Here is a 22,033-nt window from a genome sequence, read left to right on the forward strand (position 1 = left end):
TTGTCGTGCCCGTCGGCGATACTGGAAGACGCTGAAACGCATCAGGGAAAGGCCACAGACGTGACTGAGATCGAGATCGGGCGCGGCAAGCGCGGCCGCCGGGCGTACGCCTTCGACGACATCGCCGTCGTCCCGAGCCGCCGTACGCGAGACCCGAAGGAGGTCTCGATCGCCTGGCAGATCGACGCCTACCGCTTCGAGCTGCCGTTCCTGGCCGCCCCCATGGACTCGGTGGTCTCGCCGGCGACCGCGATCCGCATCGGCGAGCTCGGCGGCCTCGGCGTGCTGAACCTCGAGGGCCTGTGGACGCGGTACGAGGACCCGCAGCCGCTCCTCGACGAGATCGCCGAGCTGCCCACGGAGGCCGCCACGCGCCGCCTCCAGGAGATCTACGCCGCCCCCATCAAGGAGGAGCTGATCGGCGCGCGCATCAAGGAGGTGCGCGACTCGGGCGTGGTCACGGCCGCCGCGCTCTCCCCGCAGCGCACGGCCCAGTTCTCCAAGGCGGTCGTCGACGCGGGGGTGGACATCTTCGTCATCCGCGGTACGACGGTCTCGGCGGAGCACGTCTCCGGTTCGCACGAGCCGCTGAACCTGAAGCAGTTCATCTACGAGCTCGACGTCCCGGTGATCGTCGGCGGCTGCGCCACGTACACCGCGGCCCTGCACCTGATGCGCACCGGCGCGGCGGGCGTCCTGGTCGGCTTCGGCGGCGGCGCGGCGCACACCACGCGCAATGTGCTGGGCATCCGGGTCCCGATGGCGACGGCGGTCGCGGACGTGGCGGCGGCCCGCCGTGACTACATGGACGAGTCCGGCGGCCGGTATGTGCACGTCATCGCGGACGGCGGTGTCGGCTGGTCCGGTGACCTCCCGAAGGCCATCGCCTGCGGCGCGGACGCCGTGATGATGGGCTCGCCGCTGGCCCGTGCGACCGACGCGCCGGGTCGCGGTCACCACTGGGGCATGGAGGCCGTCAACGAGGAGCTGCCGCGCGGCAAGAAGGTCGACCTCGGCACGGTCGGCACCATCGAGGAGGTCCTCACCGGGCCGTCGCACACTCCCGACGGCTCCATGAACTTCTTCGGCGCCCTGCGCCGCGCGATGTCCACGACCGGCTACAGCGAGCTGAAGGAGTTCCAGCGGGTCGAGGTCACGGTGGCTGACTCGCAGCATCAGCGGTAGGTCTTACGGCGCCTGTGGGGTCGGTTGCCCGGTGGGGTGACCGGCCCCTTTTGCATGCGCTGGGATTTGGTTCCAGGCCTCGCTCCTCGGGGCCTGGCCCGATCTCCAACGGACCGTCTACCAGGCCACTGGGCGGTGTCGTGGAAGGGGGCGCCCATGGGACGTCACCGCAAGCCCACCCGCTGGGATCGGATCCGTCTGTGGATGGTGAAGTGCCAGAGGAGGTGGATCTTGCGGATTTATGGGCGATGAGCGGCCACCCCTACAAAGCCTAGGGGTGGACACTTCGTAAATCGCCTGGAGCCTGCCGCAGTGGCCGCTGCGGTGGGCTCCACCTGTGTCCAAAGTACCGGCGCCGGGTGCCTCACGCCACCAGCCCAGAGGCTCAGTAACCCCGCGCGCCCCTCTTCACAACCTGTGCGCCGCCCCCGTAGGCGTAGCCCCCCGCGTATCCAGCAGCAGCTGCGCCTTCACCGAGAGCCCCTGCAAGTCGTACGTCCGGTGCTGCTGGAGCAGGATCGTCAGGTCGGCGTCGGCCGCCGCCTCGTAGAGGGAGTCCGCTCGGGGGAGTGGGCGGTCCAGGACGGTCCACGACGGGAGGTGGGGGTCGTGGTAGCTGACGGAGGCGCCGAGGCTCATCAGGCGGACGGCGATCTCCTCGGCGGGGGTGGACTGCTGGTCGGCGAGGTCCGCTTTGTAGGTGACTCCGAGTAGCAGTACTCGCGCCCCCCGCGCCGACTTTCCGTGCTCGTTCAGGAGGGTCGCGGCGCGCTGGACGACGTAACGGGGCATCTGGTGGTTGACCTGCTGGGCGAGTTCGACCATGCGCAGGGTGCGGCCGGTGTGGCCGGTCAGGTCCTGGGGGACGGTGTGGCCGCCGACGCCGGGGCCGGGGCGGAAGGCCTGGAAGCCGAAGGGTTTGGTTTCCGCGCAGCGGATGACGTCCCAGAGGTCGACGCCCAAGTCGTGGCAGAGGACGGCCATTTCGTTGACGAGGGCGATGTTGACGTGGCGGAAGTTCGTCTCCAGGAGCTGCACCGTCTCCGCTTCTCGCGGGCCACGCGCGCGTACCACCTTGTCGGTGAGACGGGCGTAGAAGGCGGCGGCCGATTCCGTGCAGGCGGGGGTGAGACCGCCGATCACCTTCGGGGTGTTGGCGGGGGTGAAGTCGCGGTTGCCGGGGTCCACTCGGCTGGGGGAGTAGGCGAGGTGGAAGTCGCGGCCCGCGCGCAGGCCCGAGGCCCCTTCGAGGAGCGGGCGCAGGACGTCCTCGGTGGTGCCCGGGGGGACGGGGGACTCCAGGATCACCGTGGTGTGCGGTCGCATGTGCCCGGCCAGGGTGCGGGCGGCCGACTCCACCTGGCCGAGGTCGAGCCCGCCGTCCGCTCCGCGCGGGGTCGGCGCGCAGATGACGGCGGTACGCACGCGGCCGAGTTCGGCCGGGCTGGTGGCGTGCCGGAAGCCAGCCGCGAGCATGCGGCGCAGTTCGGCGGGGCTGAGGGAGCCGCGTTCGGGACCGGTCCGGTAACCGAGCGTGGGGATGCCGGCGGCCGCGGCGGCCTGGGCCAGGGGCAGGCCGTACGGGCCGAGTCCGATGACGGCGAGATCTGCGGGCATGGCGTGGGCCGTCCTTCCCAATAACCGAAGCGGGACAGGTGAGCAAGCCCTGTGGACAGGATGGGCGAGCGCAATGTCAGACTAGGAGTAAATATGACCGAAATACGGGATTGATCCACTGTGTGTTTCCGGCGGGCGGGCGACGGCTGCCGGACAGATCCGTGAAGGTTGTCCACAGGCTGGGGGCGACTGGTGGCTGAAGTCGGGCAACCCGGTCAGAATTTGGGCATGGGGGATACGACCGGGCTTCGCCCCACGGGTGCGGCCGGTGCTACCTACAGCGGGAGGCAGCGGTGAGGACAGCGACACTGGGGCCGGCGCAGCGCGCCGAGTCACTCGCATCAATGGCCGAGCACGAGCTGGACGTGCTGGTGGTGGGCGCCGGAGTCGTCGGCGCCGGCACCGCCCTCGACGCGGTGACCCGAGGCCTGTCCACCGGCCTGGTCGAGGCGCGTGACTGGGCGTCGGGCACGTCGAGCAGGTCCAGCAAGCTGATCCACGGCGGCCTGCGCTATCTGGAGATGCTCGACTTCGCGCTGGTGAGGGAGGCGCTCAAGGAGCGCGGCCTGCTGCTGGACCGGCTCGCCCCGCACCTGGTCAAGCCGGTGCCGTTCCTGTACCCCCTTCAGCACCAGGGCTGGGAGCGGCTGTACGCCGGTTCCGGCGTCGCCCTCTACGACGCCATGTCGATGGCGCGCGGCCATGGCCGAGGCCTGCCCGTACACCGGCACCTGAGCCGCCGTCACGCCCTGCGGGTGGCGCCCGCCTTGAAGAAGGACGCGCTGGTCGGTGCGCTTCAGTACTACGACGCCCAGATGGACGACGCCCGGTTTGTCGCCACCCTCGTGCGCACCGCCGCCGCGTACGGCGCCAAGGTCGCCAATCGCGCGCGCGTGACCGGATTCCTGCGCGAGGGCGAGCGGGTGGTCGGCGCCCGGGTGCAGGACGTCGAAGCGGGCGGGGAGTACGAGGTTCGCGCCAAGCAGGTCGTCAACGCCACCGGTGTGTGGACCGACGACACCCAGGCCATGGTGGGGGAGCGGGGGCAGTTCCATGTCCGCGCCTCCAAGGGCATCCACCTGGTCGTACCCAAGGACCGCATCCACTCCATGACGGGGCTGATCCTCCGCACCGAGAAGTCCGTCCTGTTCGTCATCCCCTGGGGTCGGCACTGGATCATCGGCACCACGGACACCGACTGGGACCTCGACAAGGCGCACCCGGCCGCCTCCAGCGCGGACATCGACTACCTCCTGGAGCATGTGAACTCCGTCCTCGCGGTGCCGCTCACCCGGGACGACGTCCAGGGCGTGTACGCGGGCCTCAGGCCGCTGCTGGCCGGAGAGTCCGACGCCACCAGCAAGCTGTCGCGCGAGCACACCGTGGCCCATCCGGTGCCGGGGCTCGTGGTCGTGGCGGGCGGCAAGTACACGACGTACCGGGTGATGGCCAAGGACGCGGTGGACGAGGCGGTGCACGGGCTCGACATGCGGGTCGCCGAGTGTGTCACCGAGGACATCCCGCTGCTGGGCGCGGAAGGGTACCGGGCGCTGTGGAACGCGCGGGCGCGCATCGCCGCCCGGACGGGGCTTCATGTGGTGCGTGTGGAGCACCTGTTGAACCGGTACGGAGCGCTGGCGGAGGAGGTGCTCGACCTCGTCACCGCGGACCCCTCGCTGGGCGAGCCGCTGAAGGCGGCCGACGACTATCTGCGTGCCGAGGTGGTGTACGCCGCCTCGCACGAGGGCGCGCGGCACCTGGACGACGTGCTGACCCGGCGTACCCGCATCTCCATCGAGACCTTCGACCGCGGCACCCTCAGCGCCCGGGAGGCGGCCGAGCTGATGGCGCCGGTCCTCGGCTGGGACAAAGACCACATCGAGCGCGAGATCCAGCACTACGAGAAGCGGGTGGAGGCGGAGCGGGAGTCCCAGCGGCAGCCGGACGATCTGACGGCGGACGCGGCGCGGTTGGGAGCGCCGGACATCGTGCCGCTGTGACGCCTGCGGTGTCGACGTCGGCCGCCGCAGCCCTGTTCTTCACTCGAACGAGTGTGTTGAACCGGGATCTTCGCCCGGAACCCGGCCGTTCTACCTGGTGCGGGGCAGAACTCGGCGGTGAGCAACCGGGGTTCGAGACCGGGGTCCGCCACCGCCGTCGTGTTCACCCGGTAGGTCAGGACACGGCGTCCGTCGACGGTGGCCGCGGTGCGCACATAGCTGCCGGAGATGATCCCGTTGTGGCCCCACACCGTGGTGCCGCAGGGCAGCTTCACGGGAAACAGGCCCATGCCGTACGAGCCGTGTGCGGCGCGGGTGTCGAGCATCTCGCGCAGCCGGCGCGGGGGCAGCAGTTCACCGCCGAGCAGCGCCGCGTAGAAGCGGTCCAGATCGGCGAGCGTGGTCACCAGCTCACCCGCGGCTCCGGCCACCCGCGGGTCGAGCTCGGTGACATCGCGCCCGCCGGAGGTGTAGGCGCGGCCGTGCGGGAAGGGAAGCGTAGTGAGCGATCCGGGAAAGGAGGTGCCGGTCAGGCGCAGGGGAGCGATCAGCCGGCGTTCGGCCTCGGCCGCGTAGGAGCGGCCGGTGACCTGCTGGACGATCAGGCCGAGCAGGACGTAGTTGGTGTTGGAGTAGACGAAGCGGCCGCGGTCGGCCGGGGAGTGGGTGAGTGCGAGGCGGACGGCCTGACGAGGGGAGAGGGGGACCATGCCCCCGGTGTCGGCGGTGAAGTCGTACAGGCCGCTGGTATGGGTGAGCAGGGCACGAAGGGTCAGCGCGCGCCCGTCGTTGCCGGCTCCGCGCACCAGGCCCGGCAGGTGCTGCTCCACCGTGTCGGACAGGGACAGCCGGTGTTCGGCGGCCAGTTGCAGGACGACCGTCGCCATGAAGGTCTTCGTGATGCTGCCCGCTCGGAAGTGGTCGACGAAGGAGATACCGGCGCCGGCCTGGGCGTAGTGGGTGCCGCTCCTCGCGTCTTGGGTGAGCAGCGCCGCGGCCGGGGCGCCGCCCCGGGTGACCAGCAGCGGAAGCACCGCGTCCGCGGCCGCTTCGGTGGGCGCGGACGAGGCGGACGGGGCGAGCGCGAGGAGGGCCAGGGCCACAGCAACGGCCAGTAGGGTCCGGAGCGGCGGCATGGCGGGACCTCCTTCTCGCGGCCCATCATGCAGGGTGCGGAACGAGCAGTTCCGCCAGGGGTGCCCCCGGGCGCCGGAGTTCTCGCGCACCAGCGGCACCCTGGGCGTCGGGCACTTGTCGGGTGAGAGACAATGGAGGCTCTGTCAGGGCGGGTTGCATGAGGGGACGCATGTCGGAGGCGGAGCGGGCGGGAGCATCCCGGCAGGACAACAACGGTCGTCTCCTCGCCGGGCGGTACCGGCTGGGAGATGTGCTGGGCCGCGGCGGCATGGGCACGGTGTGGCGTGCCGAGGACGAGACCCTGGGCCGGACCGTCGCCGTGAAGGAGCTGCGGTTCCCCTCGAACATCGACGAGGAGGAGAAGCGCCGGCTGATCACGCGGACGCTGCGGGAGGCCAAGGCCATCGCGCGGATCCGCAACAACAGCGCGGTGACGGTCTTCGACGTGGTCGACGAGGACGACCGGCCCTGGATCGTGATGGAGCTCGTCGAGGGCAAGTCGCTCGCCGAGGTCATCCGGGAGGACGGCCTGCTGGAGCCGAGGCGTGCGGCGGAGGTCGGGCTCGCGGTGCTCGACGTGCTGCGCTCGGCCCACCGTGAGGGCATCCTGCACCGGGACGTGAAGCCGTCGAACGTGCTGATCGCCGAGGACGGCCGGGTCGTGCTCACCGACTTCGGCATCGCCCAGGTCGAGGGCGACCCGTCCATCACCTCCACCGGCATGCTCGTCGGCGCGCCCTCCTACATCTCCCCGGAGCGGGCCCGCGGGCACAAGCCGGGACCTGCGGCCGACCTGTGGTCGCTCGGAGGGCTGCTGTACGCGTCGGTCGAGGGTGTGCCGCCGTACGACAAGGGCTCCGCCATCGCGACGCTCACCGCGGTGATGACCGAGCCGTTGGAGGAGCCCAAGAACGCCGGGCCGCTGAGGGACGTCATCTACGGGCTGCTCACCAAGGACCCGGCGAAGCGGCTCGACGACGCCGGTGCGCGGTCGATGCTGAACGACGTCATCCACGCGCCCGAGCCCAAGGCGGCGGAGGTGGAGGCGCCGGACGCGACGAAGGTCGTGCCGCTGCCGGCGCAGCCCGACGCGCCCGCGGAGGCCGGGGAGCGGTTGCGGGGGGCGTTGCGTTCCGTGCGTAAGGCCGCTGTCTCGGCGGGGTCTGGGGCCTCCTCTCGTGCCAAGTCGGGTGGTGAGACGGCGGTTTCCCGCTCCGGATCGGGCGGGGCGGCTTCGGGCGGTGCCGAGCAGCGGAGTACCTCTGGGGGCAACGCGCAGTCGGGCGGGCGTAGTTCGGGGTGGCCTGTGATGACGCCGCCGGATCTGCCGCCTCGGCCGGCGCCCAGGGCGCCGCTGACCGATGTGGTGCCGCGGCGGACCTTGGTGATCATCGCCGTGGTCGTGGTGCTGGCCGTCATCGGTGTGGTGTTGGCGTTCGCCTTCAACGGGGACGATCCCGAGGACACGGCGAGTGGCGGTGGCACCAAGGCGTCGACCAAGGCGAGCGCCAGTGCCGACACCAAGGAGGACGAGAGCGGCGGGACGCGTCCGGAGGGGCAGGCGAGTCAGTCCGCGACGACCGGATCGACACCGAGCGCCGGCGCGAGCGCTTCGGCCGGTGGCGGTACGGGCTCGGACGGTTCGTCCGGCGGTGACAGGGGTGTGGCCTCCACCCATCAGGGCAGCCAGGGGTATTCCATCGGGCTGCCCAAGGGGTGGAAGTACCAGTCCACGGGCGACGCGGGTGACCGGTTCACCGGACCCAACGGGCAGAAGCTGCTCATCGGTTGGACCACCGCGCCCAAGGACGACCCCGTCGCCGACTGGAAGAACCAGGAGGGCGCCATGCAGCGCGCCCAGTACCAGCGGATCCGAATCGAGGCGGTGAACTACCGGGACTGGAACACGGCCGACTGGGAGTTCACCTATGTCGAGAGCGGCACGAAGTACCGGAGCATCGACCGTGGGTTCGTGGTCGACGACCATCTCGGGTATGGGCTGATGTACACGGCGAAAGCCGCCAATTGGGGCAGTGAGCTGCGTAAGGACACATGGCGGACGTTCACGAGGTCCTTCGAACCGAAGCCGTGATCCACCGCGTGTAGTGAGTGGTCACGGTTTGGTGCGTGAGATCTGGCATCCCCTCTTTGCGGGTTGCCTCCGGCACGTATCGTGAGTGCTTGCGGACCGTACGCATCCGGGTATGAGGCCACAACGGGACGCAAGGCGAACGGAATTGACCAACCGGGCGGCCGGGGGAGGCATCGTGGACGACTATGCGGGTCGGGTGCTCGCCGACCGCTACCGACTGCCGCTGCCGCCGTCCGACGAGTACGAACTCACCGAGACCCGGGCCTTCGACACCTACAGCGGACAGGAAGTCCTGGTCAGGCAGGTGCCGTTGCCGGAGGTCGTCGAGGCCGAGGTGCTCGATGCGGAGGGACTGCCCGACGGTTTCACCGCGCGTGAGCGGGGTGCCCTGCGGCGACCCGCGGCGCGTGGCAGTACCCGGCGGCCCACCGATCCGGCCGTGCGGCGGGCAGTGGAGGCCGCGCAGGCGGCGGCCCGGATTCCGGACCATCCCCGGCTGGACCAGGTCTTCGACGTGTTCGCCGAGGGCGGTTCGCTGTGGATCGTCAGCGAGTTGGTGTCGGCGCGACCGCTGGCCGCGCTGCTCGCGGAGAAGCCGCTGACGCCGTACCGGGCGGCCGAGGTCGCCTCCGATGTGCTGATGGCGCTGCGGGTGCTGCACGCGCACGGCTGGGTGCACCGGAACATCACCGCGCGAACGGTGCTCGTCTGCGACGACGGACGCGTGATGCTGACCGGGCTGGCGGTCGGGGCCGCGGAAGAGGCGCTGTGCGGGTACGACCCGGTGCCGGCGGACGATGACGAGGGCGGCGCGGGCTTCAGCGGACCTGGCGGCCCCTCCGGCGGTTCCGTCTCCGTCGAGGTGGACCCCGAGGCCGCTCGGCGGGCCGCGATCGAGGCTCGGGCGGCCGGTGGGCTGCCCCCGGTCGCCGGACCGGGCGGCGGCAGCGCGAACCCGGTCGGCGGGGGTGCCGGTGCGCCGGCGCCCCGGGCCGTGGAGAGCGGCGGCGACATCCGGGCGGCGCGGGCCGGAGCGATCGCCGCGTACCGAGCCGGGGCCAGGGCCGCGGCCCGAGTCCAGGAGGCCCAGAACGGCCGAGCCGCCTTGCCGGGCGCCCGCCCTGCCCCCGAGGCCAACGGCGCGGCGCAACCGCCGTACCCCTCCGCCAACGGCGCACAGCAGCCGCCCGCCGGGCCGCCCGGGCAGATCGCCGACCCCTACGGCGTCCGCGCCGGGTCCTGGCACGGCGCCGCGCCCCGCACAGGCGTCGGCGGCGCGGCGCCGGAGACGGCCAACCGCCCAGAAGTCCAGGCAGGCCCGGGCCGCACCGCCCTGCCCCCGGCCGGGACCGGCCCGCTCGCCTCTCCCGCCGGAACCCAGGGAGCAGGGGCGCCCCTCCCAGGCCCCGCCGGAACCCAGGGAGCAGGCGCGCCCCTCCCAGGCCCCGCCGGGACCACGCCCGCCGGTGCCCCCGAACTCGCCGGCATCACACCCCCCGGTGCCACCCCCGCCGGCATCACGCCCCCCGGTACCCCCACCGCCCCACCCCCCAGCCGCTGGGACGACCTCGCCGCTGCCGCCCCCGTCCGTCGAGGCCCCGCCACCGCGCTCGCCGCCGAGCGCGCTCGGCAGGCCCGTATGGCCGTCGTCGGCCCTGTCACCGAGCGTTGGGCGCCCGAGCAGGCCGGTCCTGTGCATGAGAACTGGCAGTTGGCTGCGCCCATCGGCCCCGCCACCGACCTGTGGGCGCTCGGAGCGCTGCTGTTCCGGGCCGTGCAGGGGCATGCGCCGTACCCGGAGGAGTCCACCGCCGAACTGGTGCAGATGGTGTGTGCCGAGCCGCCCGCCTTCGCGGAGGAGTGCGGGCCGCTCAGGCCGGTCGTCGAGTCGTTGCTGCGGCAGGACCCCACCGAGCGGATCGACTTCGAGGAGCTGCGCGGCTGGCTGCGCTCCCTCGTGCGGTCCGCGCCCGAGCCGGAGGCCGGGGCGCATGTCGTCGCAGCGCCACCCGCCGACGCCAGCCGGCTGCCGGTGGTGCGCCGCAGGGGCGAGCTGGTGCGCAGGAGGCGCGCCGGGCTGCCCGCGCATCACGGACGGCACAAGCGGGCCCGGCAGGAGGCGCGTTCGCCGCGCAGCCTCGGCCGTACCCTGCTCGTGCTGGTCCTGCTGCTGATGGCCGGGGCCATCGCGTACGCCATGCTGTTCATGCCCAAGGCCGACGGCGGCGCAGCCGACGACGCCGACCGGACCGGCGCCACGGGCGAGGTCGGTCAGGCGCCGGACGCGAGCAGTGAGCCCCGGCCCGACCAGACCTCGCCCGCCGAGGAGAACAGCCCCTCGGAGTCGGCGGGTTCGCCCGAGTCGTCGCAGACCACCGGGCCCGATGTCGCCGACGGCTTCGCCCTGCGCGCGGACGACGAGGGGTTCCGGGTCGCCGTGGCCAACGGGTGGGACCGGGCGGCGAAGAACGGACGCGGGCAGGTCGTGTACGCGCACGGCGACTTCGAGCTCATCGTCGTACCGGGCCGGGACACCGCCGACGAGTTCGGTGACGACCCGATGGCGTACCAGCGTGAGAACGAGCCCGAGCTCCAGCCGTACCGGGACTCCAGTTGGGCGACCTCCACCGGGCTGAAGACGATCGAGGTGGGCGGGCGGACCATGGCCGAGGGCCAGTTCACCTGGACCGACGACGAGGGGCGCGAGCGGTTCGTACGCAATCTCGCGATCCTGATCGACGGGCGGTACCACGTGGTGCAGGTGCGTGGTCCGGAGGCCGAGCGGGACGAGGTCACGCGGCTGTTCGAGCAGGCCTCGGCCACCTATCAGGTCACCGGCTGATCCAGCTCCCCGACTCTGGGTGACGACAACCGTCACAGTGCTGTCTCTGTGTCACCCCGCTTGTTCCCTGGAAGCGACCCGGTCCCTAATCTGACCCTGTCAAGAACATTGCGGGGCAACGTGAATCAGATGCAGGGCCAGCTCCTCGCGGGGCGTTACCGACTGGCCGACGCCATCGGCAGCGGCGGTATGGGCCGAGTGTGGCGTGCGCACGACGAGGTGCTGCACCGGGCCGTCGCCATCAAGGAGTTGACCGCCGCCCACTTCGTCTCCGAGAGCGACCAGGAGCGACTCCTCGCCCGCACCCGGGCGGAGGCCCGGGCGGCCGCGCGGATCAACCACTCCGCGGTGGTCACCGTGCACGACGTGCTCGACCATGACGCCCGGCCGTGGATCGTGATGGAGCTGGTCGAGGGCCACTCGCTGGCCGACGCGGTCAAGGACCACGGCCGCATCGAGCCGCGCGAGGCCGCCCGGATCGGCCTGTGGGTGCTGCGCGCCCTGCGCGCCGCGCACTCCGCCGGCGTCCTGCACCGCGACGTCAAGCCCGGCAACGTCCTCCTCGGCGACGACGGCCGCGTCCTGCTCACCGACTTCGGCATCGCGCAGATCGAGGGCGACACCACCATCACCCGCACCGGAGAGGTCGTCGGCTCCGTCGACTACCTCGCCCCGGAGCGCATCCGCGGCCACGACCCGGGCTCCGCGTCCGACCTGTGGGCCCTCGGCGCCACCCTGTACACGGCGGTGGAGGGCCGTTCGCCGTTCCGCCGCACCTCGCCGCTCTCCACCATGCAGGCGGTCGTCGAGGAGGAGGCCGCGCGGCCCGCGTACGCCGGTCCGCTCGCCCCCGTCATCGCAGCCCTGCTGCACAAGGACCCCGCGGTACGCCCCGACGCGACAGCGGCCGAGCTGATGCTCGCCGAGGCGGCGGAGGGCCGGCGGCCGAACGCGGCGCAGGTGTACGTGCCGACGCAGCACGCGCGCGCCGACTCCGGTACGGCGCCACGGACGGGGCCGACCACGCCGTATCAGGCGACCACTCCGCCGTATCAGCCGACAGCCACGCCGTATCAGGCCACGACCCCGCCGCCCAAGCGCCGTCGGCTGCGCACGCTGGCCCTGGTCGTCGTCATCGCCGCCCTCGTCGGCGGGGGTACGGTCGTGGCCCTGCAGAAGTGGGACGAGGGACGGCAGACGAACCACCGGACGTCCCCGTCACCGAGCCCTACGCCCACGCCGACGCCCGAGAACAGCCCGAGCCAGAGCCCCGACAGCACCGTCCCCGCCGGCTGGGTCCCCGTCGACGACCCCATCGGTTTCGGCCTCTCCCTGCCCAAGGGCTGGACGCGGCGCAACTACCAGAAGTCGGGCACCCTCCAGCAGGTCGACTACTCGCCGGACGGCGGCAAGAACTTCGTGCGGATCGCCGTGGACACCGCACCCGACTTCGACGATCCCTACGCCCACATGGTCGACCTGGACGGACAACTGGGCGAGCGGCTGGTCGACTACACGACGCTGAGCCTGGAACGCGATCTCTATCGCGACCGTCCGGGCGCACGTCTGGAGCACACCTGGACCGCGCTGGCCAAGGACACGGACTTCCCGGGGCCGTACCGGGCCGTCGACCAGATGTACATGGCCGGCAGCGGCGTCGAGTACGCGATCTACCTGGCCGCTCCCGCCGACGAATGGGCCACCGCCGAGCCGCGGTTGGAGCCGGTGCTGCGGAGCTGGCGCGAGGGCTGATTCCGGGGCCGGCCGGTTCACCAGCAGAGTTGGCCGGTCAGCACCGCGGAGGCAGGCCGTCCGGCGGGGCATGATGGGGCGTATGGCGACCCATGGGGATCAGGGGGAGAGCAACTTCCGGGTCATCGCGGGCCGTTACCGTCTGGAGGAGCGGATCGGGCGCGGCGGGATGGGGGTCGTGTGGCGGGCCACCGACCAACTGCTCAAGCGGCGCGTGGCGGTCAAGGAGTTCCCCTTCGACGAGAGCGACTCCGGCTCGCTCACCCCGGCGGACCTGCGGCGGCGCCGTGAACGCACCCTTCGCGAGGCACGGGCGGTCGCGCGGCTGCGGCATCCGCACATCATCGTGGTGCACGACATCGTGGAGCACGCCGAACGGCGCTACATCGTCATGGAGTTGATCGACGGCGGCTCGCTCGCCGACCGGATCTCCGCGCACGGGCCCGTCGACGCCGTCGAGGCCGCGCGGATCGGCGCCGATCTGCTGAGCGCGCTGCGCACCGCGCACGAGGCGGGTGTGCTGCACCGCGACATCAAGCCCGCGAACGTCCTCATCGACGCGGGCACCGGCCGTGTCGTGCTCACCGACTTCGGCATCGCCCGGATCGCGGGCGCCAGCACCCTCACCGAGACCGGCACCTTCGTGGGCTCGCCCGAGTACACCGCGCCCGAGCGGATGTCCGGCGCCAGGACCGGGCCCGCCTCCGACCTGTGGTCGGTGGGCGCGCTGCTGTGCACGGCCGTCAGCGGTGAATCGCCGTTCCGGCGCGACTCGTTGGGCGGCATCCTGCACGCGGTCGTCTCCGACGAGATACGGCCGCCCCCGCAGGCCACGCCCCTGCTGCCTGTCGTACGGGGCCTGCTGGAGCGCGATCCGTCACGGCGTCTGGACGCGGCGCGGGCCGAGTGGATGCTGCGGGACTTCCTGGCCACGGGGCGCGCACCGCAGCCGGCGCCGGTCACGCCGGTCCCGTCGGTCTGGCGGTCCCGGCGGGGCGTGCTGGTGAGCGTGCTGCTGGTCGCCGCGGTGGCGGTGGCGGGGGTATCTGCGGTGGCGTTGCTGGTGAACGGGGAGGGCAACGGAAACGTTCCGCCACCGTCGAGTTCGAGTTCGACTCCGGGAACATCGGTGAGTACGTCCGTGGCCCCCTCGGTCACCCCTTCACCGTCGCTGTCCACCCGCAGGTACATAAATGGGAGATAAGCCCCGCCCCGGGTCACGGGTCTGCTACCGGACAGTGTTCGAGGTGGAACGTGGGGCCCTTGGCGCGATATGGATGGACGCATGAGCAACAACGGGGGAGTCCCTTACGGGTCCGACGAGCCAACCAGTTTTGGGCTGCAACCGCCGAGGCCGCCCGCGGGCGTGCCGCACCCGGACCATGTGCCGCACCCGGGCAACCCGTACGCGGCGCCCACCCAGGTCGTCCCGGAACAGCATCAGCCCGCCCAGGACCCCGGTGCCGGGCGGCTGATCGCCGGCCGTTACCGGCTGTTGAGCAAGCTCGGGCACGGCGGCATGGGCACCGTATGGCGGGCCAAGGACGAGACCGTGGACCGCGAGGTGGCCGTCAAGGAGCCCCGGATCCCGGACCACCTTCCCGAACGCGAACGCGTCAACGCCTTCGAGCGGATGCGCCGTGAGGCCCGCGCCGCCGCCCGGCTCGACCACCCGGCTGTCGTGAATGTGCACGACGTCGCCGTCGTGGACGGCCAGCCGTGGATCGTCATGGAGCTGGTGCAGGGCCGATCGTTGGGCGACGTCCTCCAGGAGGGCACCCTCGGCGCCCGTGAGGCGGCCCGTATCGGCCTTGAAGTGCTCGGTGCGCTGGAGGCCGCGCACGCGGCGGGCATCCTGCACCGGGACGTGAAGCCGGACAACGTGCTGCTCGGGCGGCACGAGCGGGTCGTGCTCACCGACTTCGGCATCGCCCAGATAGAGGGCGAGACCAATCTGACCGACACCGGCGGCTTTGTCGGCTCGCCCGAGTACATCGCCCCCGAGCGGGTGCTGGGCCAGCGTCCGGGCCCCGCGAGCGACCTGTGGTCCCTCGGTGTGGTGCTGTACGCGGCGACGGAGGGCGTCTCGCCGTTCCGCCGCAGCAACACCCCGGCCACGCTCCAGTCCGTCCTCAACGCCACCCCGGCGGCGCCCGCCTCCGCGCAGGGCCCGCTCGCCGAGGTCATCACCGGCCTCCTCCAGAAGGACCCGGCCCGCCGCCCCAACGCCGCCCAGACGCGTGCGCTGCTGGAGAAGGCCGCGAACCCTCCGGCGCCGGCGCCTACGCAGGTCGTGCAACTCGGGGGAGACGGCAAGGGGGTTCGGGTCGGCGCCAAGACGCTGATCGGGCTCGGCGCGACGGTCGTAGCGGCGGTGCTGGCGGCGACGTACCTGGTGATCGCCGACCCGTTCGCCGATGAGAAGCCGGACCCCTGGGTCGACCGGGCCCACCCGAGGCTGGGCGTGACCCTGAGCGTGCCCAAGGAATACCAGGTGGCCAAGCCGGACGCGGACGACACCGACAAGAACTGGGTGACGTACTCCGACTACAGCGGCAGCATCTGGGTCGGCGTGAACGTGGCCCGCAAATCCGAGGACACGTCGAACCAGATCAAGAACTCCGCCGCGGCCGAGATGTACGCCGACAACGAGGAGTTCAAGGCCACCGGCAGCTACGACCTCTCGATGCCCGAGGGACCCGACACACAGACGGAGGAGACCCAGTACAAGGGCAAGAAGGCTGCCGAGAACACGGTCACCTACACCACGAACGACACCCAGAACCCGCGCCCCCGTGAGCTGAAGATCTTCTACTACAAGACGTCCAAGGGCGACATGTATAAGGTGACGATCAGCTATCCGGGCAAGGGTGATTTCACCGAGCGGGGACGCGAGGTGGCCGAGAACGTGATCGCGGATCTGGACATCAAAACGCTCTGAACTGAGGCTCCAACGTGCGACTGGTCGGCGGACGTTACCGGCTGATCGAACGCATCGGCTCCGGCGGCATGGGCACGGTGTGGCGCGCGCTCGACGAACTGGTCGAGCGCGAAGTCGCCGTGAAGCAGCCGCGGTTGCCCGGCGAGCCCGAGGACGAGGCGTACCAGCGGGCCGCCCACCGGCTCTACCGCGAGGCCCGGGCCGCCGCCCGCGTCGACCATCCGTCCGCCGTCTCCATCCACGACGTGGTCGTCGAGGAGGACGGACTCCCGTGGATCGTCATGGAGTTGGTGCGCGGCGAGTCCCTGCACGAGCTGCTCGAACGCGGCCCCCTGGAGCCCGCCGAGTCCGCCCGCATCGGCCTCGCCGTCCTCGGCGCCCTGCGCGCCGCGCACTCCGTCGGCATCGTCCACCGGGACGTCAAACCCGCCAACGTCCTGCTCGGACCGCACGACCGGGTCGTCCTCACCGACTTCGGCATCGCCCATATCCAGGGCGAGGAATCCCTCACCGCCACCGGCGAGTTCGTCGGCTCGCTGGAGTTCATCGCCCCGGAGCGCATGTCCGGCCGCACCGCGGGCCCCGCCTCCGACCTGTGGTCCCTCGGCGTCCTCCTCTACGCGGCCGTCGAAGGCTGGTCGCCTTTTCGCCGTACGACGATGGAGTCCACGCTCGCCGCGATCCTCGCCGTCGACCCGCCCGAGCCGAAACGGGCCGGCGCCCTCGGCCCGCTCCTCCTGCGGCTGCTGGCCAAGGACCCCGCAGGACGACCGGACGCGCAGGAGACCGCGGCGGCGCTGGAGGCGGTGCTCCCCGAGCAGTGGCGGGAGCCCGAGCCTCAGGACGCCTCGGAGCTGGAGGAGTTCGGCGACGACATCGGGACGATGCGGCTGGCGGCGGACGCGGACACGTCGGCCGAGCCGATACCCGTCGTAAGGCCCCCGCTCCACCGCCGCGCCGCCCCCCTCGCCCTCCTCGGCGGCCTCCTGGTCGGCGCCTCCTGGCTCGGCATCTCCTTCCTCACCGGCCCCGACAGCGGCGCCGCAACGAAGAACACCGCCGTACAGAAGCCGACGCCGAGCGACACCTGGACCGCGCACCCCGAGAAGGCCATGAACGCCACGCTCGCCCTCCCCACCGAGTACGAGGAGTTCGCCCGCCAGGGCAGCGCCACCTTCCAGCCCCGCGCGGTGGAGTACGCGGCCGGATCCGTCCAGGTCCGCCTCACCCAGTGGGACACAGCACCCGGAACTCCCATGAGTCAGGCTGAACAGCACGCGGCGACCTGGGACTTCTTCGAGGACCCCAGCACGCAGTACACCGAAACCAGCTTCCAGGGCTGGGACGCCGTACAGTCCGACAGCACCTACGGCGAGAAGGACCTCCGGCGCCGGGTCATGGAGCTGTTCGTCCGCACCGACGACGGCCGGCTGTACGAGCTGCGCGTGGAGATGCCCAAGGGAACGGCGGAGGAGAAGAAGGGCACCGCGGTTTTCAAGGCCGCCCGTGACCGGCTCACGATTGCCACAACGCCCTGATCAGCGCATTCGTTGCCAGTGGACGCTGGCGGCATGTGAGCACTCGGTGAATCCCCGTTACCGCCGGGTACACAAAGGCTCCGCCGCGGCATACCCTGCGCGTCATGACGGACTCGCAGGCCCCGGCACAGACCGGCACGAACCCCCTCGCCCCCGCCCCGGAGGGCGCCCGCACCGCCGCCGACGTGGTCACCCCCGAGCTGGTCGCCCAGCTGACCCGGGGCGTGGTCGGTTCGGGCCGTACCGCCAACCACACGCCGTTCACCGGCGAGAAGCTGGCGGACCTGCCGGAGTCCACGCCCGAGGACGTGGAGAAGGCGTTCACCGCGGCCCGCGCCGCCCAGGAGATCTGGGCGCAGACCCCGGTACGGCAGCGCGCCGCCGTACTGCTGCGCTTCCACGACCTGGTCCTGGAGCGCCAGGCCGAGGTCCTCGACCTGATCCAGCTGGAGACCGGCAAGGCCCGCCTGCACGCCCACGAGGAGGTGCAGGCCGTCGCCGTCGCGGCCCGCCATTACGGCCGCAGGGCCGCCGCCTACCTGAAGCCCAAGCGGCACACCGGCGCCATACCGACCCTCACCAAGGTGACCGAGCTGCGCCACCCGCGCGGAGTCGTCGGCCAGATCGCGCCCTGGAACTACCCGCTGGAGCTGTCGGTCGGCGACGCCCTGCCCGCCTTCGTCGCGGGCAACGCCGTCGTCATGAAGCCGGACACCGAGACCTGCCTGACCGCCCTGTGGGCCCGTGACCTGCTCATCGAGGCCGGGCTTCCCGCCGAGGTCTTCCAGGTCGTGCTCGGCGACGGACCGGTCGTCGGACCCGAGGTCGTCAAGCACGCCGACTACGTCTCCTTCACCGGCTCCACCCGCACCGGCCGCGAGGTCGCCCAGGGCGCCGCCGCCCGCCTTGTCGGGGTCTCGCTCGAACTCGGCGGCAAGAACGCCATGCTGGTGCTGGAGGACGCCGACATCGAGAAGGCCTCCGCGGGCGCCGTCCGCGCCTGCTTCTCCTCCGCCGGCCAACTGTGCATCTCCATCGAGCGGTTGTACGTCCACGAGTCGATCGCCGACGTCTTCCTCGATCGCTTCGCCGCCCGCACCAAGGCCATGCGCCTCGGCCGCTCCCTCGCCTACGGCGCCGACATGGGCTCCCTGGTCGGCGAGCGCCAGCTGGAGACCGTCAAGCGGCATGTGGAGGAGGCCGTCGCCAAGGGCGCGAAGCTCGTCGCCGGCGGTGTGGCCCGCCCGGACGTCGGCCCGTACTTCTTCGAGCCGACCATCCTCGACGGCGTCGAGGCGCCCATGGCCGTGTGCACCGAGGAGACCTTCGGCCCGGTCGTCTCCATCTACCGCTTCACGACCGAGGACGAGGCGATCGAGCACGCCAACTCCACGCCGTACGGCCTGAATTCCTCGGTCTGGACGAAGGACGGCAGCCGCGGCCGCGCGGTCGCCGCCCGGCTGCGCACCGGCACGGTCAACGTCAACGACGGCTACGCCCCCGCCTACGGCAGCGTCCAGTCCCCGATGGGCGGCATGAAGGACTCGGGCCTCGGCCGCCGCCACGGCTCCGAGGGCATCCTCAAGTACACCGAGGCACAGACGGTCGCCCACCAGCGCCTGCTGCCGATGGCGCCCTCGCTCGGCATGGACGACGAGAAGTACGCGGCCTTCATGAGCCGCAGCCTGCGTCTGATGAAGGCGTTCCGCTTCCGCTAGAACCCACCCCGCACTGCTTGCTCAAAGGAGAGAACGCACGTGCCCCAGGACGCATACGACTATGACGTCATCGTCGTCGGATCAGGCTTCGGCGGATCGGTCACCGCCCTTCGCCTGACGGAGAAGGGCTACACCGTAGGCGTCCTGGAGGCCGGCCGCCGCTTCACCCGCGAGACCCTCCCCAAGAACTCCTGGGACCTGAAGAACTACCTCTGGGCGCCGAAGCTCGGCATGTTCGGCATCCAGCGCATCCATCTGCTCGGCAACGTCATGGTGCTGGCCGGCGCGGGCGTCGGCGGCGGCTCCCTCAACTACGCCAACACCCTCTACGTACCGCCGAAGCCGTTCTTCGACGACCCGCAGTGGCGGGACATCACCGACTGGCAGGAGGAGTTGAAGCCGCACTACGACCAGGCCCAGCGCATGCTCGGCGTACGGCTCAACCCGACCATGACCCCGTCCGACGTCCATCTGAAGGCCGCGGCGCAGCGGATGGGCGTCGGCGACACCTTCCACATGGCCCCGGTCGGCGTCTTCTTCGGCGACGGCGAGGACGCGGACGGCTCTGGGCGCGCGAAGCCCGGTGAGCAGGTCGCCGACCCCTACTTCGGCGGCGCGGGCCCCGCCCGCAAGGCATGCACCGAGTGCGGCGAGTGCATGACGGGCTGCCGCCACGGCGCGAAGAACACCCTGAACGAGAACTACCTCTACCTCGCCGAGAAGGCCGGCGCGGTCGTGCACCCGATGACGACAGTGGTGTCGATCACCGATGACTCGCAGGGCGGGTACGCCGTCGTGACCCTGCCGACGGATCGGAAGAAGAGCGAGGGCCGCACCTTCAAGGCCCGCCGCGTCGTCCTCGCCGCCGGCACCTACGGCACCCAGACCCTGCTGCACCGGATGAAGGCGAGCGGGCGTCTGCCGTATCTCTCGCCGAGGCTGGGCGAGCTGACCCGGACCAACTCCGAGGCGCTGGTGGGCGCGCAGACCGACAACCGGCGCTATCGCAAGGTCACCGGTGAGAAGAAGGTCGACTTCACCCGCGGGGTCGCCATCACGTCGTCGGTCCATCCCGACGCGAACACCCATATCGAGCCGGTCCGTTACGGCAAGGGCTCCAACTCCATGGGCAGCCTGACGATCCTCCAGGTGCCCTACACCGAGGGCGCCTCACGCGTCGCGGCCTGGCTGGGCAACGCCGCCCGGCACCCGCTGCTGATCCTGCGCTCCCTGTCCAACCGGCGCTGGTCGGAGCGGACCATCATCGGCCTGGTGATGCAGTCCCTGGACAACTCCCTGACGACGTACCTGAAACCGGACGGCGTCGGCAAGGGCATGCTGACCGCCCGCCAGGGGCACGGTGCCCCCAACCCCATGCAGATCAGTGCCGCCACCGAGAGCGCCTCGGCCATCGCGGCCGAGATCAACGGCTTCGCCGGCTCCAACATCGGCGAACTGATGGGCACCCCGCTCACCGCCCACTTCCTCGGCGGCTGTCCGATCGGCGCCTCGCCCGAGACCGGTGTCATCGACCCGTACCACCGGCTGTACGGCCACCCTGGCATCTCGGTGGTCGACGGCGCCGCGGTCTCGGCGAACCTGGGCGTGAACCCCTCCCTGACCATCACGGCACAGGCCGAGCGGGCGATGTCGTTCTGGCCCAACAAGGGCGAGGAGGACCAGCGTCCGGCGCAGAACCGGCCCTACGAGCGGCTCCAGCCGGTCGAGCCGAAGGCGCCCGCGGTCCCGGCGGAGGCGTTCGGCGCGCTGCGGCTGCCGTTCCTGGGGATGCCGGCGGTGCCGCCGAAGAAGTAGCCGCACACGGAAAACGAGAAGGACCTGCACCCCCCTCCGAGCACAGGTCCTTCTCTTTTCTTGCAGAGAGCTTCGGTTGAGGCCTATGCCTCGTCGCCCACCTTGCGGCGCTTCATCGCGAACACGACGCCCGTACCGGCGACGATCGCGATACCACCGATGGTGGCGATGACCGGCAGGTTCGAGTCAGAGCCGGTCTCGGCGAGCTCACCGTCCACGTCGACCTCGTCGACGTCCGTGATCTCGTCCTTGCCGCCGGTCTGCGGCTTGGAGTCGTTCGGCTTGCCCGGGTCCGAGCCGGCCGGCAGCACCTCGAAGAAGTAGATGCCGTAGTTCTCGTCCTCGGAGGTCCAGCAGCCGTCCTCGGTGGAGTACTCGGCCAGACCGATGGCGATGCCGACCGCGCTCGGGACGTCGCGGCTGATGTTCACCCGCAGGTCGTAGCTGATCGACTGGCCGCCCTTGAGCGTGAAGGTGTTGAGCGCGCCGCCCTCGCCGAACTGGGTGGCGATGTCGACCCAGGTGCCGCCGCTCCTGACCTGCACGGTGACCAGGTCGGTGTAGTCCTCCTCCAGCTCCCAGTCCATCGCGGCGACGCCGACGACGGGCATGATGTCCTCGATCGTCTCGTCGCTGGAGTTGCTGACGTTGAACTTGAAGTCGGTCCAGCCGCTGCCCGCCACCACGGTCTCGGGCAGACCGGTCAGCGAGCTGTGCAGCACCTCGCTGATGTCGTAGATCGGGTCGCCCTCTTCGTCGACCGGGCACTCCTCGACGGTCTCGTCGTCGGACGGGGTGCTCTCGGTGGGAGCGGGGGAGCTCTCGGTGGCGGAGGGGCTGCTCTCGGCCGGGGCCGGGCTGCTCTCCGCGGCGGACGGCGAGGACCCGGTCGGGGCCGGGCTGCTCTCCTCGGCGGAGGGGCTGCTCTGGGTAGGCGCCGGGGAGCTCTCCTCCGTCGAGGGCGTGCTCTCCTCGGAGGTGGGCGTGGGCTCGGTCGCGGTCGGCGTCGGCGTCGTCTCGCCCGTGGCGAGCGCGGGTGGGGCGGACATCAGCGCGATCGGCGCGATGGCGGCCGTCGCGGCCGCGACGGCGAGGGCCCGGCGAAGCTTCATGAAGACCTCGGAGAGTCGATGCTGAGGCCTCCGCGATGGGGGCGCGGGCGTGGCCCTTGGTTCGCCTGGTTTGATCCGCGAGCCCTGTGAATGGTTGCCCCCGCACTCACATGTTTTTTATGTCGGTGCCGTCCGGTCGGTGCCGTCCGGGCACGGCGAAGGGCCCCGCGGGACGGAGCCGCGGGGCCCTTCTTTCGTCAGCACCGACGTCAGGGCAGCGCCGGTGCCTGGGAGCGGCGCCGGGGGGTTGCGCCGCTTGCTTGTGTGCCGTGGGCGGAGGTCTG

Annotated in this window: 11 protein-coding genes and 2 pseudogenes; 10 read left to right on the forward strand and 3 right to left on the reverse strand. The window is 71.4% G+C overall.

Features of this window, described 5'->3' with window-relative positions:
* Positions 1 to 60: 60 nt before the first annotated feature.
* A complete protein-coding gene (locus H4N64_RS06810) occupies positions 61 to 1,185 on the forward strand; it encodes a GuaB3 family IMP dehydrogenase-related protein (protein WP_186281180.1) in 1,125 nt (374 codons plus the stop codon).
* Between the two features lie 408 nt (positions 1,186 to 1,593).
* On the opposite strand, the gene H4N64_RS06815 is transcribed toward H4N64_RS06810, so the two are convergent.
* On the reverse strand, positions 1,594 to 2,802 hold the full coding sequence (locus H4N64_RS06815) for a nucleotide sugar dehydrogenase (RefSeq protein ID WP_186281181.1): 1,209 nt from the start codon (positions 2,800 to 2,802) through the stop codon (positions 1,594 to 1,596).
* A 293-nt stretch (positions 2,803 to 3,095) separates the two neighbouring features.
* Here H4N64_RS06815 and H4N64_RS06820 point away from each other — a divergent pair, with 293 nt between their 5' ends.
* Entirely contained in the window at positions 3,096 to 4,802 is a 1,707-nt protein-coding gene (locus tag H4N64_RS06820) for an FAD-dependent oxidoreductase (protein ID WP_186281182.1), read from the forward strand.
* Positions 4,803 to 4,903: 101 nt separating this feature from the next.
* Here the strand turns inward: H4N64_RS06820 and H4N64_RS06825 are convergent.
* Positions 4,904 to 5,938: pseudogene (locus H4N64_RS06825) on the reverse strand (serine hydrolase domain-containing protein); the annotation flags it as partial.
* A gap of 170 nt (positions 5,939 to 6,108) precedes the next feature.
* Between H4N64_RS06825 and H4N64_RS06830 the strand changes: the two are divergent.
* The 8 genes and pseudogenes from H4N64_RS06830 to H4N64_RS06865 all read left to right on the forward strand — a co-directional run bounded on the left by H4N64_RS06830 (position 6,109) and on the right by H4N64_RS06865 (position 20,637).
* The gene (locus H4N64_RS06830; protein ID WP_186281302.1) at positions 6,109 to 8,031 is read left to right on the forward strand and encodes a serine/threonine-protein kinase; all 1,923 of its coding nucleotides are present in this window, start codon (positions 6,109 to 6,111) and stop codon (positions 8,029 to 8,031) included.
* A 175-nt stretch (positions 8,032 to 8,206) separates the two neighbouring features.
* Positions 8,207 to 10,873 carry a protein kinase gene (locus tag H4N64_RS06835; protein WP_186281183.1) on the forward strand — a complete coding sequence of 889 codons (2,667 nt, stop codon included), beginning with the start codon at positions 8,207 to 8,209 and terminating at the stop codon, positions 10,871 to 10,873.
* A gap of 129 nt (positions 10,874 to 11,002) precedes the next feature.
* A complete protein-coding gene (locus H4N64_RS06840; protein ID WP_186281184.1) occupies positions 11,003 to 12,625 on the forward strand; it encodes a serine/threonine-protein kinase in 1,623 nt (540 codons plus the stop codon).
* 82 nt (positions 12,626 to 12,707) lie between these two features.
* A pseudogene (locus H4N64_RS06845) lies at positions 12,708 to 13,796 on the forward strand (serine/threonine-protein kinase); the annotation flags it as partial.
* A gap of 114 nt (positions 13,797 to 13,910) precedes the next feature.
* Positions 13,911 to 15,566 (forward strand): serine/threonine-protein kinase, encoded by a 1,656-nt coding sequence (locus H4N64_RS06850; RefSeq protein ID WP_186281186.1) that lies wholly within the window; start codon positions 13,911 to 13,913, stop codon positions 15,564 to 15,566.
* A 14-nt stretch (positions 15,567 to 15,580) separates the two neighbouring features.
* Positions 15,581 to 17,104, forward strand: a complete 1,524-nt coding sequence (locus tag H4N64_RS06855) for a protein kinase domain-containing protein (protein WP_186281187.1) — start codon at positions 15,581 to 15,583, stop codon at positions 17,102 to 17,104.
* A gap of 104 nt (positions 17,105 to 17,208) precedes the next feature.
* Complete coding sequence (locus tag H4N64_RS06860) at positions 17,209 to 18,822, forward strand: succinic semialdehyde dehydrogenase (protein WP_186281188.1); 1,614 nt, start codon at positions 17,209 to 17,211, stop codon at positions 18,820 to 18,822.
* Positions 18,823 to 18,861: 39 nt separating this feature from the next.
* Positions 18,862 to 20,637 (forward strand): GMC oxidoreductase, encoded by a 1,776-nt coding sequence (locus tag H4N64_RS06865; RefSeq protein WP_186281189.1) that lies wholly within the window; start codon positions 18,862 to 18,864, stop codon positions 20,635 to 20,637.
* An 83-nt stretch (positions 20,638 to 20,720) separates the two neighbouring features.
* Here the strand turns inward: H4N64_RS06865 and H4N64_RS06870 are convergent, their stop codons facing one another.
* Positions 20,721 to 21,749: an LPXTG cell wall anchor domain-containing protein gene (locus tag H4N64_RS06870; protein ID WP_186281190.1), complete on the reverse strand. Its 1,029-nt coding sequence runs from the start codon at positions 21,747 to 21,749 to the stop codon at positions 20,721 to 20,723.
* Positions 21,750 to 22,033: the final 284 nt, after the last annotated feature.

It is taken from the genome of Streptomyces cupreus (genome assembly GCF_014257025.1).
GTDB classification, from domain to species: Bacteria; Actinomycetota; Actinomycetes; order Streptomycetales; family Streptomycetaceae; genus Streptomyces; species Streptomyces cupreus.